The sequence below is a fragment of the Arthrobacter sp. CAN_A6 genome, assembly GCF_015751715.1.
Taxonomy (GTDB): domain Bacteria; phylum Actinomycetota; class Actinomycetes; order Actinomycetales; family Micrococcaceae; genus Arthrobacter_D.
The window spans coordinates 519,116-532,503 of record NZ_JADOUV010000002.1 but is presented as its reverse complement, the minus strand read 5'-3'; the positions used below and the strand labels follow the sequence as shown (position 1 = coordinate 532,503).

General features: G+C 67.8%; 12 protein-coding genes and 1 tRNA gene. 7 read left to right on the top strand and 6 right to left on the bottom strand.

Annotation, left to right across the window (positions count from 1 at the left end):
- Positions 1 to 29 precede the first annotated feature (29 nt).
- The 4 genes from IWX75_RS05885 to IWX75_RS05870 are packed head-to-tail and all read right to left on the bottom strand — an operon-like array spanning position 30 to position 3,962.
- Positions 30 to 1,322: a glycosyltransferase gene (locus IWX75_RS05885; RefSeq protein WP_196821283.1), complete on the bottom strand. Its 1,293-nt coding sequence runs from the start codon at positions 1,320 to 1,322 to the stop codon at positions 30 to 32.
- On the bottom strand, positions 1,319 to 2,320 hold the full coding sequence (locus IWX75_RS05880; protein WP_196821282.1) for a glycosyltransferase: 1,002 nt from the start codon (positions 2,318 to 2,320) through the stop codon (positions 1,319 to 1,321). The genes IWX75_RS05885 and IWX75_RS05880 overlap by 4 nt, the downstream gene beginning before the upstream one ends.
- Positions 2,317 to 3,417, bottom strand: coding sequence for a glycosyltransferase family 9 protein (locus IWX75_RS05875; protein WP_334684136.1), 1,101 nt, complete (start codon positions 3,415 to 3,417; stop codon positions 2,317 to 2,319). Before IWX75_RS05875 ends, IWX75_RS05880 begins: the two co-directional genes overlap by 4 nt.
- Positions 3,414 to 3,962: a D-glycero-alpha-D-manno-heptose-1,7-bisphosphate 7-phosphatase gene (locus tag IWX75_RS05870; protein WP_196821281.1), complete on the bottom strand. Its 549-nt coding sequence runs from the start codon at positions 3,960 to 3,962 to the stop codon at positions 3,414 to 3,416. Before IWX75_RS05870 ends, IWX75_RS05875 begins: the two co-directional genes overlap by 4 nt.
- 172 nt (positions 3,963 to 4,134) lie before the next feature.
- Here IWX75_RS05870 and IWX75_RS05865 point away from each other — a divergent pair, with 172 nt between their 5' ends.
- Complete coding sequence (locus IWX75_RS05865; protein WP_196821280.1) at positions 4,135 to 5,640, top strand: protein adenylyltransferase SelO; 1,506 nt, start codon at positions 4,135 to 4,137, stop codon at positions 5,638 to 5,640.
- 49 nt (positions 5,641 to 5,689) lie between these two features.
- A complete protein-coding gene (locus IWX75_RS05860) occupies positions 5,690 to 6,655 on the top strand; it encodes a glycosyltransferase family 9 protein (RefSeq protein ID WP_196821279.1) in 966 nt (321 codons plus the stop codon).
- Positions 6,656 to 6,671: 16 nt separating this feature from the next.
- On the opposite strand, the gene IWX75_RS05855 is transcribed toward IWX75_RS05860, so the two are convergent.
- Together IWX75_RS05855 and IWX75_RS05850 are read right to left on the bottom strand one after the other, a co-directional pair.
- Entirely contained in the window at positions 6,672 to 7,463 is a 792-nt protein-coding gene (locus IWX75_RS05855) for a sigma-70 family RNA polymerase sigma factor (RefSeq protein WP_196821278.1), read from the bottom strand.
- A gap of 172 nt (positions 7,464 to 7,635) precedes the next feature.
- Positions 7,636 to 8,151, bottom strand: a complete 516-nt coding sequence (locus IWX75_RS05850) for a MarR family winged helix-turn-helix transcriptional regulator (RefSeq protein WP_196821277.1) — start codon at positions 8,149 to 8,151, stop codon at positions 7,636 to 7,638.
- 141 nt (positions 8,152 to 8,292) lie between these two features.
- Here IWX75_RS05850 and bcp point away from each other — a divergent pair, with 141 nt between their 5' ends.
- From bcp to IWX75_RS05825, 5 genes are all read left to right on the top strand, one after another.
- Positions 8,293 to 8,763 carry a thioredoxin-dependent thiol peroxidase gene (gene bcp, locus IWX75_RS05845; protein ID WP_196821276.1) on the top strand — a complete coding sequence of 157 codons (471 nt, stop codon included), beginning with the start codon at positions 8,293 to 8,295 and terminating at the stop codon, positions 8,761 to 8,763.
- Positions 8,764 to 8,828: 65 nt separating this feature from the next.
- Positions 8,829 to 8,910: transfer RNA gene (locus IWX75_RS05840), tRNA-Leu, on the top strand.
- Between the two features lie 225 nt (positions 8,911 to 9,135).
- Complete coding sequence (locus IWX75_RS05835; protein ID WP_196821275.1) at positions 9,136 to 9,864, top strand: fasciclin domain-containing protein; 729 nt, start codon at positions 9,136 to 9,138, stop codon at positions 9,862 to 9,864.
- 210 nt (positions 9,865 to 10,074) lie between these two features.
- The gene (locus tag IWX75_RS05830) at positions 10,075 to 11,787 is read left to right on the top strand and encodes an ABC transporter substrate-binding protein (protein WP_334684134.1); all 1,713 of its coding nucleotides are present in this window, start codon (positions 10,075 to 10,077) and stop codon (positions 11,785 to 11,787) included.
- 101 nt (positions 11,788 to 11,888) lie between these two features.
- A complete protein-coding gene (locus tag IWX75_RS05825; protein WP_196821274.1) occupies positions 11,889 to 13,385 on the top strand; it encodes a malate:quinone oxidoreductase in 1,497 nt (498 codons plus the stop codon).
- The last annotated feature ends 3 nt before the right edge of the window (positions 13,386 to 13,388 follow it).

Here is a 13,388-nt window from a genome sequence, read left to right as displayed (position 1 = left end):
GGGCGTCAGTAGGCTGCTCGTTTCGGCGCTCACAGTGCCCTCCCTCCCGTGCTCTCCAGGTGCCGGGCGGCGCCCGGCGAATCGAAATCCGCCGACGCTGCGCTGCCGCTGCGCAGGGCCGACTGGTAGGCCTTTTCGGTGTCGGCTGCGATCCTGCTCCACGAATACCGTGCGCGCACCCTGCGGTACCCGTTCCGGCCCAGGCCTGCGGACCACTCGGGGTCGGTAAGGATCTCGGCGACGGCACCGGCGATGGCTGCGGGGTCCTGCGGCGGAACGTGCAGTCCGGTGCGGCCGTCCACCACCGTGTCCACGAGCCCGCCCACGGCAGCGGCGACCACCGGCACTCCGCAGCCCATCGCCTCCAACGGCACGATGCCGAACGGTTCATACCAGGGGGCGCAGACCACGGCGTCGGCGCTGCGCAGGAGGGCAGGCATCTCGCCCCGCTGGACCTGCCCGCGCAGCTCCACCCGGTCCTCGACGCCCAGCGTCCGGGCAAGGGACCGCAGCCGCTGCGCTTCCGGATCACCCTCCAGCCCCGTGGAACTGCCGGGACCGCCCACGATCACGAGTTCGACGTCGTCGTGCCCGGCGTCCTTCAGCTCGCGCAGCGCACGGATCACCAGGTCCATGCCCTTGCGCGGCACCAGGCGCCCCACGCTGACGATGCGGTGGGCCCTGCCCCTGGATTCGACGGGACCGGTGGGTGTGAAGAGCTCCAGGTCGACGCCGCAGGGTGCGATGGATACCCGGTTCCCGGCGACCCCCATCGATTTGAGTTCGAAGACCTCGTCGGAACAGGTGGCCACCACCCGGCGCGCACTCCGCGCCACCATCGCCTCGAGCAGGATGCGGTCGGCGGGGCTGGTGTCGTCGGTTCCCTGGTGCCGTTGCTTGACCGTGCCCAGCGCGTGGAAGGTCTGGACCACCTCGACAGGCCTGCCGGCGGCGCGCGAGCGGCCTGCGGCATCGAGCGCGGCCAGGCCGGACATCCAGAAGTGCCCGTGCACGATGTCCGGCGGCTGGTTGCCCCAGTCGGCGAAGATGCCCTCGGCGAGTGCACCCATGTAGGGCAGGAGTCCGTCCTTGGGAACTGCGCACGCCGGCCCGGCCGTCACATGGACCACCTCGAGCCGGGACCCGGTGCGCACCCGGTCGGGGAGGAAGGGATCATCACGCCGGGTGTACACCGTGACCTCGTGCCCGCGCCGCGACAGCGCGAGTGAGAGCTCCGCCACGTGCACGTTCTGGCCGCCGGCGTCCACTCCTCCGAGCGCTGCCAATGGACTGGCATGCTCCGACACCATCGATATCTTCACTGGGCTCTCCTCTCGGTTACTGCCAGGACGCGGGAGCGCCCTGCTGTCCGCTCAAGGACGCTGTCCCAGTCGGCAAGGAATCGGTTCAGTCCGTAGCGTCCGAGGGCCGCTGCGCGCGCCACTGCTCCCCGCGCCCGGGCCTCGTCGGGATCCTCGATGAGCACCCTCGCCGCGCGGCGGAGGTCCTCGACGTCCGTCGACACAGCGCCGGCACCAGGAGGGACGGCGCGTGCCGCCTCGGTGGTGGCCAGCGCGAGGACCGGCATGCCGAGATGCATCGCCTCGAGCAGCGCCAGCCCCAGGGAGGTCCACCGGAGCGGGTGGAGATAGGCGCGGGAACGGGCCAGCCGGGCATGGAGCTGCGCCGTCGGAAGGTCCCCGCCGATCCGGACGCGTACCGGGTCGAGTCCTGTGGCTTCGGCCAGGCCGGCGGTGCCCATGCCGAACACCTCGAGCGGGGCAAGGTCGGTGAAGCGTCCCAGGAGATCGGTTCCGGTGACGCGGCCCCTGCGGACGGGCTCGTTGATGACCACCGCGAGTTGTTCCAGCTCCCCGGTGTACCGGTGGCCCGGGTCCACGATTCCGTGCTCGATCACCGTGGTCGGCGCTATCCCGTTGTCCCAGAACAGGTCGTTGAAATGCGTGACGTGCACGATCGGGATCTCGGCCTGGCTCCGCAGCGGATGCTGCGTGCCGGGTACGCCGCCCTTGGGGGTGTTGTGCTCGAGGAAGACTGCCGGGAGTTCCCGGCCCGGCGTCCGCCCGAGCAGCCGCGTGCACTCGGCGATCTCCTCGACACGCTGGAGGACGACGACGTCGAATTCCTGGTCCCGCAGGTCCTCGTGCGCCACCTCGAGGACGGAGGGCGGCCAGTCGCGGCCTGCCCGCCCGAGTCCCCAGGGACCGCCCTCGGCGCCGGTGGGCAGGACGTAGGTATGGTCCCCCCGCACGAAGGCGTCGGTCCACCCGCCATGCACGTGCCACAGCAGTATCCTCATCGGGTTCCCCTCCTCTGGCGCCTGCCGTCGGTGCGCCCGATACTGCGGCGTGAGCCCAGCGACGGCACACCCGAGCTGAGCCTCAGGACGGCTTCCACCACGTCCTCGGGGGACACCCCGGACAGGCAGGGATGCCCCTGCACAGGGCAGATCCGCGCCCTGCTTCCGGCGCAGGCCGCGTGCTGGTCGCCGAGCAGTTCGACCGGAATCCGGTACGGCGCCCAGCGCACCGCGGGCACCACGGGCGCGAACAGGCAGACCACCGGCGTTCCGACGGCGGCGGCGAGGTGCGCCGGCCCCGTGTTCCCGGTGATCACCACGGTTGCGCCCTGCAGCACGGCTCCGAGAAAGGGAAGATCGGTGCGGCCGCCCAGGTCGATGCCTTCGGGTCCTGCAACTGTGGCCGTCAGCTCGCGCTCGCGCGGGCCACCCGTGACCACTACGCGGAAACCCGCTGCGGTGAGAAGCTCCACTGCGGCAGCATGGTGGAGCGGCGGCCACGCCCGTGAGGGGACGGCCGCTCCCGGATGGACCGCGATATAGGGTCCCTCCCCCACCAGGTGGCGAACGTCGGGAAGCTCCGTCACCCGGAGGCGGCCGTCGTCGTCGTCGGGCAGGGGAAAGCCCGCCGCAGCAGCGATACCGAGCGCACGCTCCGCCTCGGGCTGGTCCTCGGGGAAATCCTCGCCGGGCTTGAGGCGCACGTCGAGGAGGCTTCCCGCGTAGTCGACCGACGCGCCGGTGATGCGGTCCACCCCGGCAAGCCGCAGCAGCAGTGCCAGCGGAAGCGGCGACTGATGGAACGAGGTCAGGATCACCGCTTCCTCGATCCCCGCCCCGACCACGGCGTCCATCAGCGTGCCGGTCAGTGCCGGAGTCACCGCCGGTGCGGGGTCGACGATCCATGGGGCCTCCCAGGTGAGGACATCAGTCACTCCCGGAAGCAGTCGCGCCGCCGGCGCACCCTGCGGCCCGCACACCATCACGACGTCGTTCGGCGCACCGTTCCGGCCCGCCGCGACGGCACGCACGGCGGGCCCTGCCAGCAGCACGTCTCCGGCGCTGTCCAGCCGGGCCACGAGCACCTTCGCGCTCACCGGGCTGTCCCCCACAGGAGCTCGAGGGCGCCCGCGAGGTCAGGGGCGACCAGCTCTGCTGCCTCGATTTCTTCAGGACGGGTCACTCCGGTGGGGACGAGCACCCCCCGGGCGCCGGCAGCCTCGGCGGCATCGACGTCGGCTCCGATATCACCGATCAGCGCCACGTTCGAGGGGTCGATGCCGAGCCTGCGGGAGGCACTCAGGACCATGCCCGGCTCCGGCTTCCGGCAGGCACACCCGTCGCCGGCGCCGTGCGGACACACCTCCCAGACCTCGAACGGACCGAGGAGCTCCTCCACCCGGGCATTGACGGCGTCCACCTGGCTACGGGTAAGAAGGCCGCGGGCGATGCCCGACTGATTGGTTACCACACCGACGGAAACGCCGGCCTCCCGCAGTGCGTCGAGCACCTGCCGCGCTCCCTCCACTTCCCGCACGAGCTCCGGATCGCCGTTGTAGGGCACATCGACCACGATGGTGCCGTCGCGGTCGAAGAGGACCGCCTGGGGCGCCGCAGCGGATCCGATGAGGAGAAACGTCATACAAGCTCTGTTCCCGAGAAGAAGCAGTGCTAAACACTTGGGAACGAACTTCTTCTCCCCCTTCTGCTTCTCCGTCCTCCCTCAACCCGCGGCTCCCTTCCTTCTCCGGCGGGCGGGATGTCAAGTACCGGTGGATGTTCCGGAGGGCTGCGGCGGACCGTGGCCGGTCGGGATGTCCCGCGGTAACGTGGAGAACGTGAGCGTTGCATCGGCACCGACAGTTCCCCTTTCCAGCCATTTCGCCCGGGACCTTCCGGAGCTGGCCCTTCCGTGGGAGGCCGAGGAAGCTCCCGACCCCCGGCTGCTCGTACTCAACGAGCCACTCGCCGTGGAGTTGGGTCTGGACCCCGCATGGCTGCGGAGCCCGGACGGCCAGCGCCTCCTGGTCGGCAACCTCGTCCCCAGCGGGGCTACTCCGGTGGCCCAGGCCTACGCGGGTCATCAGTTCGGCGGGTTCTCCCCACGCCTCGGTGACGGGCGGGCACTCCTGCTGGGCGAAGTCGCCGACGCCGACGGCCACCTTCGCGATATCCATCTCAAGGGCTCCGGGCGCACACCGTTCGCGCGCGCCGGCGATGGCCTGGCCGCGGTGGGACCCATGCTGCGGGAGTATGTCATCAGCGAGGCGATGCAGGCCCTTGGAATACCCACGACGCGCTCCCTCGCGGTGGTGGCGACCGGGCGGTCGGTGCGCCGGGATACCCTGCTGCCGGGAGCGGTGCTCACCAGGGTCGCGGGCAGCCACCTGCGCGTGGGCAGCTTCCAATACGCCCGGGCCACCGGCGACACCGCCCTCCTCCGCCGCCTCGCGGACCATGCCCTCGCGCGTCACTACCCCGACGCCGCGCAGGCCGAGAACCCGTACCTCGCACTGTTCGGATCGGTGGTCGCCGCCCAGGCGTCGCTGGTGGCCCAGTGGATGCTCGTCGGATTCATCCACGGGGTCATGAACACCGACAACATGACGATCTCGGGGGAGACCATCGACTACGGGCCGTGCGCTTTCCTGGAGGCCTTCGACCCGGCCACTGTCTACAGCTCGATCGACTCCGGCGGGCGCTACGCCTACGGGAACCAGCCGGTGGTGGCCCAGTGGAACCTCGCCCGCCTCGCCGAGGCCCTCCTGCCCCTCTTCCACGAGGACCAGGACCAGGCGATCCCGCTGGCCATGGAACCGCTCGACTCGTTCCCCCGGCAGTACAGCGCCGCATGGTCGGCCGGTATGAGGGGGAAGTTGGGCCTGCCTCGTCTGCGCACTCGGGCTGATACCCTCGACGACGATGTCGCCCCGCCTCTCGTGGACGAACTGCTCACCCTGCTTCAGGCGGAAGGCGTCGACTACACATCGTTCTTCCGCGGTCTCGGCGGCGCCGCCCGCGGCGATGCCGGCCCGGTGCGTACCCTCTTCCCCGAGGCGTCGGCGTTCGACGCCTGGGCGGAGCACTGGCGTGCCCTGGGTCCGGACGCCGACGCGATGGATCGGGTCAATCCCGTCTACATCCCGCGCAACCATCTGGTGGAGGAGTCCCTCGCCGCGGGCACCGAAGGCGACCTCGATCCGCTCGAAAGGCTGCTGGACGCAGTGACCAGGCCGTACGACGAGCGCCCGGGCCTGCAGCGCTACGCCGCTCCCGCACCTGAGGACTTCGGCACCTACCGAACCTACTGCGGAACCTGAGGCAACCCTCCCCCGCCGTCGTCGGCCGCAGTTCTGGCAGGATGAAGGGATGGATCCGCTTGCCCTGCCCGCAGCACCACCTCGGCCCGATGGACGCCCTGAGCTGCTCGCGCTGCGTGCCTTGAAGCTGGGAGATCTCCTGGTGGCGCTCCCGGCACTGCGGGGCCTTCGACGGTCCTTCCCCGAACACCGGATCTACTATGCGGCGCAGTCCTGGCTCGCTCCGATCGTCGCCCTGACCGACAGTGTCGACGACCTGTTGCCCACCCACGGGCTCGACGATCCGCTGCCCATCGAGGCAGACCGCGTGGACGTCGCCGTGAATCTCCACGGCAGCGGCGGCGAGAGCCGGCAGCGCCTCGAGGAAATCCGGCCGGCCAGGCGGATCGGGCACCGCTCGCCCGGCTGGGACGGCCCCGAGTGGCGGCACGGCATCCACGAGCGCCAGCGGTGGGCCGACCTCGTCTCCTGGCACGGCATCCCCGCCGATCCCCTCGACTGCCGCCTGCGCATTCCCGACGGCGGCAGCCGCACGCCGGGCGCCGTCGTCCTGCATGTCGGAGCCGCCTACGGAAGCCGTCTGTGGCCGGTGGAGCGGTTCGCAGAAGTGGCACGGGCGCTAGCCGGCGCCGGGCATGAAGTGGTCTTCACGGGAAGCACGAAGGAGCGCCCCCGCGCCCTGGCGGTGGCGGATGCGGCAGGACTTCCCGCGGAGTCCGTCGCGGCGGGGGAACTCGCACTGGATGCCTTCGCGGGATTGATCTCCGGCGCTTCCCTCGTGATCTCGGCGGACACCGGGGCGGCCCACCTCGCGTCCGCGTACGCACGTCCTTCGGTTGTCCTGTTCGGCCCGGCCCCCGCCGCGGAGTGGGGCCCGCCCCCGGGACCGCATCTTGTCCTGACCGACGAATCAGTGCGGCGCGGTGAGACCTTCTCGGAGGACCCCGACCCTGCGATCCTCGCTGTGACGGCAGAGGATGTGCTGGCCGCCGCGGCCCGGCTCGGTATCGACTGATGCGCCTCCTGCGGGGTCAGGCGATGCGCGCGGACGCGGGAGAACTCCCGCGCTGTTCGGCGGGCTCACCAAGGAGGCGCTTCTGCAGGGTGACCAGGACGCGCGCCAGCTTCCGCGAAACCTGCATCTGTGACATTCCGAGCTGCTCACCGATCTGCTGCTGCGTTTCTTCGTTGAAGTAGCGCCGGTAGAGCAGTTCCTTCTCGGTGCTGGACAGCTCGTTGACCGCCGAGCGCAGGGACAGCATTTCGTCGGTGCGGTCGGTGCTGCTCTCCGGGGTCTCGAGCGTATCCGCCCAGCTTCGGCCGTCGAACGGCGCGTCGAGGGAATCCGGCCGAAGGCTGCTCTGGCAGGCCAGCGCTTCCCGGACGACGTCCTCATCCCAGCCCAGCTCTCCGGCAAGCTCTTTCGGTGACGGCTCGCGGCCGAGCCGCTGCGCCATGGCCGGAGAGGTGCGGGCGATCTCGGTCCGCAGGTCCTGGAGGTGGCGCGGCGGGCGGACCACCCAGCAGCAGTCCCGAAGGTACCGCTTGACTTCGCCGGTGATGGTCGGGATGGCGAAAGAGGCAAAGGGCACACCCCGTGCGGGGTTGAACCGCTGGACGGCCTTGATCAGACCGAGATAGGCGACCTGACGGATATCCGAGGCATCGGGGCCGAAGGACGAGAAGGAGCGAGCAACGGATTCGGCGAGGTCCATATGCCGCACGGCGATGTCATCCTGCAGTGCATTCTTCAGGGGAGTGGGTGCGCGGCCTCCTCCGGCGGTGGAATCCGGAAATGGTCTGGCTGCTGGAGGTTTTGGCATGCTGTCCACTCCGGGTCGGCGTCAACTCACTAACGCTTCCCACGAGACCATAAGCCGACTTACTACGCAATGGTTTTTCTACTTCAACACCGCTTCAAATCTTCTATTCCGTCAAGGGATGCCGTATAGCGGCCGGGAATGCGCGGTTCTCCCAGCGAAAGCTCCGGGCAGGCTACTCGAGAATCGGAAGTGGTTCCGCGGGCTCGCCGGGCGGAGGCGGAACCTGCGCGAGCGCGACGACGCCGGGCGCGGCTGCCGCCGTCCAGTTCCAGCGGGGCGCTCCCAGTTCCTGGATCACGCTCTGCAGGTGTCGCCGCAACTCCTCGGACACAAGGCCGCCGCCGGCGACGAGGGTGCGCTCGATATCATCGGCCTTTGTCAGGACCAGCAGCCCGTCGGCCGTGACCGAGACGAGATGGGAGCGACGGTCGAGGTCATTGCGGACGCGCGTCACGTGACCGCGGGCCTCAAGCCTCGAGAGGGTCTTTCCCATGGTCTGGGCCTGGACCCGCACGATCTGGGCGAGGGCCGCCTGGGTCATGGCGCCCTGGGCGGCCAGCACTCCGAGAGCAATCACTCCGGCGTGCGTGACTCCGATGTCCACCAGCCGCTCGTTCCAGGCATGCTCGACCAGGCGCGCCGCCGTCGTCAGCAGCCTGCCGGTTGGCCATTGCTCCAGATCGGGCATATAACCGTGCACTTCCTCTCGCTTTTGAACCTGCGCTCCCCAGCGACGCCGATCCTCCACCCCCTATGATAGCTAAGCTGGCTGATATTTTTGAGCCTGCCGAATCAGCGGACCCATCAACCGACATACCAAGGAGTGCTAATGACACAACGATTGTCACCCGGGGATCGTGCTCCCGAGTTCGCACTGGCCGACGCCGACGGCAATCTGGTCGAGCTGGCGAAGGAACGGGGCAGCAAGGTCGTCGTCTACTTCTACCCTGCCGCGGCAACTCCCGGTTGCACTACCCAGGCCTGCGACTTCCGGGACAACCTCGCCGGTCTCGCCGCTGCGGGATACAAGGTTCTCGGTGTGTCACCGGACCCGCAGGACAAGCTCAAGGCCTTCGTGGATCAGGAACACCTGACGTTTCCACTGCTCTCCGACGAGGATCACGCCGTGGCCGACGCCTGGGGCGCCTGGGGTGAGAAGAACAACTACGGCAAGACCTCCGAAGGATTGATCCGCTCGACAGTGGTCCTCGACGAAGACGGCGTCGTCTCGCTGGCCCAGTACAACGTCAAGGCCACCGGGCATGTCGCGAAGCTCCGCCGCGACCTCGGTGTGGACTGATTTCCACGTACACTGGATCCTGACGTTTTCGGCGGGGACGGATTCCTCCTCCCGGAACGACGTCGGCGCGAGTGGCGGAATTGGCAGACGCGCTGGATTTAGGATCCAGTGTCTTCGGACGTAGGGGTTCAAGTCCCCTCTTGCGCACGGTAAAGGCCCCGGTCGGAAACTTCCGACGGGGCCTTCGGCGTTAACCGGTGCCACACCCCATCGAGGAAGTTCTGCGGCGTGTAGAAAAACTTTTCGCCCATCCACCCATCCTCCTTTCCGGCACGTCCGAAGTACCTCCTGAGACATCAACACGATGTGTTTCACAAATCAGTCAGCTGACTCCAGGCTCCCGCCGGGTCACGTCTATGGAGGAGAAATCTCATGGAACTCACCAAGCGCAGGAATCTTTCGATCCTCTCACTCGCAGCAGTGTCAATGTTCGGCCTTGCGGCCTGTGGCGGCGGCGAGGAAGCAGCAACCGGGACCGAGACGGAGGCCATGACCACGGAGGCCTCGGCCGAGGCCACCGAGTCGATGACCCCCGAAGCCACCGAAATGGCCACCGAGGAATCCACCGACATGGCCACCGACGGCGCGATGGACCCGGCAGCGAACCTCGTGGGCCCCGGCTGCGCCGGCTACGCCGAGACCGTCCCCGACGGCGCCGGCTCGGTAGCAGGAATGGCCCTCGACCCCGTGGCAACCGCTGCGTCGAACAACCCCATCCTCACGCAGCTCACCGCGGCCGTCTCGGGCCAGCTCAACCCCGACGTCGACCTCGTCGACACGCTCAACAGCGACGAGTTCACCGTCTTCGCACCCGTCGACGAGGCCTTCGCCGCACTGCCCGCCGAGACCCTCGAAACGCTGAAGACCGATGCCGATCTGCTCTCCAGCATCCTGACCTACCACGTCGTGCCCGGCCAGGTCCTGCCCGCAGACCTCGAGGGCACCACCCAGACGACCGTCCAGGGCGGCGACGTCGAAGTGACCGGCTCCGGCGACGAGCTCATGGTCAACGGTGCAAGCGTGATCTGCGGCGGCGTCATGACCGCCAACGCCACCGTCTACCTGATCGACACCGTCCTCACCCCCCCAGCAGCACAGTAGTAACGGTCTCCCTGGTCCGACTCCTCTAACGTTGTCCAGGGATTGGAAGCGGGCCTTCGCACCGACGGTGCGAGGGCCCGCTTTTCTATTGCGCGCGCACTTGCAGGCAACTCGATGCCATTCCGGACCCAGCCCCCGTACAGGTCGATCCCCTAGACTTGCCTTTCGATCGCCTACCCCGGCCCGACGGCCCTTGCGGAGAACCTGCCTGTGAAAAACAACGCCCCAGGGCTGAAGCCCCTGAAGCGCGCCTGCCTCACACTCACTGCGATGGCCTCTGTTCTCGGGATGGCCGCCTGCACCTCCGCCAGCCCCGCCCCGACCTCGTCGTCGGCTCCGCCGACATCCGCCGCGACCCCCACGGCAGGAAATACCACGTTCGTGCTCGGTACGGCCGCCGATCCGGAAAGCCTGGACCCGGCCATGGTCAGCGACACGGAATCCTACCGGGTGACGCAGCAGATGCTCCAGGGGCTCGTGGGAGTGGACCCCCTGACCTCGGAGCCGGCACCCCTGCTCGCGTCCTCCTGGGAGGAACGGGACGAAGGACGGGCATATGCCTTCGAACTGCGCGACGACGTCATCTTCCATGACGGCGAGCCGTTCAATGCCGAGGCGGTCTGCGCGAATTTCGACCGCTGGTACACCACTCCCCGCTCGGCGCGCGCCGCCAGTACCGCCCTGCCGTTCGAGGATGTGTTCAAGGCCTACTCCGATGAGCCGGAGGTATCGCTCTACTCGGCGTGCCAGCCGCTCGGCCAGTTCGAGGTCCTCATCAGCCTGAAGAGCCGGATGACAGGGTTCATCCCGGCCCTCGCCTCGCCTGGTTTCGCCATGTCCTCTCCGAAGGCACTGACGGAGCTCGCAGCCGATGAGCTCACCGGCACCCGCGAGGGAACACGGATCTCGGAGTACGGCCGGAACCCGGTGGGCACCGGCCCCTTCCGGTTCACCTCCTGGGAGGACGACCGCGTCGAGCTGTCATTCTTCGAGGAGTACTGGGGAGAACGGGGTGAGGTGAGGGACGTGATCTTCACCACGATCGCCCACCCCGATGCGCGCCTGCGCGCGCTTATCGCCGGAAGGATCGACGGCTACGACTTCGTCACCGTGGAGAACGCCGGAGAGGTTGCCCGCGCCGGCCTGCAGTTCCTGCAGAGGGACCCGTATTCGGTTCTCTACCTCGGTATGAACCAGAATTTCCCGGGAATCGACGACATCAAGTTCCGACAGGCCGTTGCCTATGCCGTCGACAAGCCGGAGCTGATCTCCGGCCGTTTCCTGGAGGGGACCAAGCCGGCACGCCTCTTCATCCCGGAGAAGCTCGGCATCAGTGGGGAGACCGTCGAGTCGTACGGCCACAATCTGGACAGGGCCAAGGAGCTGCTGGCGGAATCCGGGTACGACGGCTCGGAATTGCCCTTCTACTATCCGCTGGACATTTCGCGCCCCTACCTCCCTGCGCCCGAGAAGACCTACGCCGAACTGAGCCGCCAGCTCACCGCCGCGGGCCTGAACCTCAAGCCGATGCCCACTCAGTGGAACGAAGGCTACGTCGACGTGGTCATGAACGAGGACGCAAGGGCCTTCCATCTCCTCGGCTGGAGCGGCACCTACCAGGATCCCGACAACTTCGTGGGGGCGATCTTCGGAAGCTATTCGAACGAACTCGCCTTCGAGGACAATCAGCTGTTCAGCAAGATCAACCGTGCGCGTACCCTTCCCAACGGTGACGAGCGTCGCGAATCATACGCGGACATCAGCAGCCAGGTTGCCGCGAGGGTTCCCGCAGTGCCGCTGGCATTCCCGATCTCCGCCCTGGCCATGGCGCCCCGCGTGGTCAGCTACCCGGTGAGCCCGGTCATGAACGAGGTCTTCAACCGCATCGATCTCGCTGACGTCCAGCCGGATACCACGCCCTGAACCGGTCGGGCTCCCGAAAGCAACCCGACGGCGGGATTTAAGTAAGCCCGCTGCGAGACGCTACGCTTCTATCGCTAGGACAACAGCGACTGGAGATTACGTTGACCGCAAACAGCCCGGCGGCATTCCCCGCAAAGACCACCGACGTCGTACTCATTGGCGGCGGCATCATGAGCGCCACGCTGGGCGCTTTCCTGAAGCAGTTGCAGCCGGACTGGGACATCTCTCTCTTCGAGCGCCTGGACAGGGCGGGTCTCGAGAGTTCGGATCCCTGGAACAACGCCGGAACCGGCCACTCCGCGCTCTGTGAACTCAATTACTCCCCCGCGGGCAAGGACGGCTCGGTGGATCCGGCGAAGGCCGTCGCCATCAACGAGCAGTTCCAGGTATCACGCCAGTTCTGGGCCCACATGGTGTCGGATGGGCACCTCGGCAGCCCCCGCGACTTCATCAACCCGGTACCCCACATGAGCTTCGTCTGGGGCTCCGCCAATGCCGCCTACCTGCGCAAGCGCTACGATGCGCTGAGCCAGCAGCCGCTGTTCAGGACCATGGAGCACAGCGAGGACCCCGCAACCCTCGCCGAGTGGACGCCCCTGATCATGAAGGGCCGCCCCTCCTCCCAGCCGGTGGCCGGATCCCGTGTCCTCGGCGGCACGGACGTCGACTTCGGATCGCTGACCCGCGGCCTCACCACCTACCTCGAAGGCACCGGGGTATCGCTCAACTACAACCACGACGTCGGTGACGTGGCCCGGGCCACCAACGGTCGGTGGGACGTCAAGGTCAAGAACCGGGCCACCGGGCAGTCGCACACCGTCAACGCGAAATTCGTGTTCATCGGCGCAGGCGGCGGCGCGCTGCACCTCCTGCAGAAGACCGGCATTCCCGAAGGGAAGGGCTTCGCCGGCTTCCCCGTCTCCGGCCAGTTCCTGCGCTGCACCGACCCTGAACTCGTCGGCCAGCACAATGCGAAGGTGTACGGCCAAGCGTCGGTCGGCGCGCCGCCCATGTCGGTGCCGCACCTCGACACCCGCTACGTCAACGGCGAACGTTCACTCCTGTTCGGCCCCTATGCGGGCTTCTCGACGAAATTCCTCAAGCGCGGCTCATTCTTCGACCTGCCGGGCTCCATCCGGTCCTCCAACCTGGTGCCGATGCTCGCTGTGGCGAAGGACAACGTGCCGCTGACCAAGTACCTCATCTCCGAGGTGCTGAAGAACCGGGGCGCGAAGAACGATGCGCTGAAGGAGTTCGTCCCCTCGGCCGACGGCGGCAACTGGGAACTCATCTCGGCCGGCCAACGTGTACAGGTCATCAAGAAAGCACCGAAAAAGGGCGGAATTCTTCAGTTCGGGACCGAAGTCATCACCTCCGCCGACGGCTCGGTGGGGGCGCTCCTCGGCGCCTCCCCCGGCGCGTCGACCGCGGCACCAATCATGGTCGAACTCCTCAGGCGCTGCTTCCCCGCGAAGCTCGCCGACTGGGAACCGAAGCTGAAGGAGATGATTCCCGGCTACGGCATTCGGCTCAACGAGAACGAGCCCCTCGCCGCGGAAATCCAGACTATGACCGACTCGGTGCTGAACCTCACGTAACCT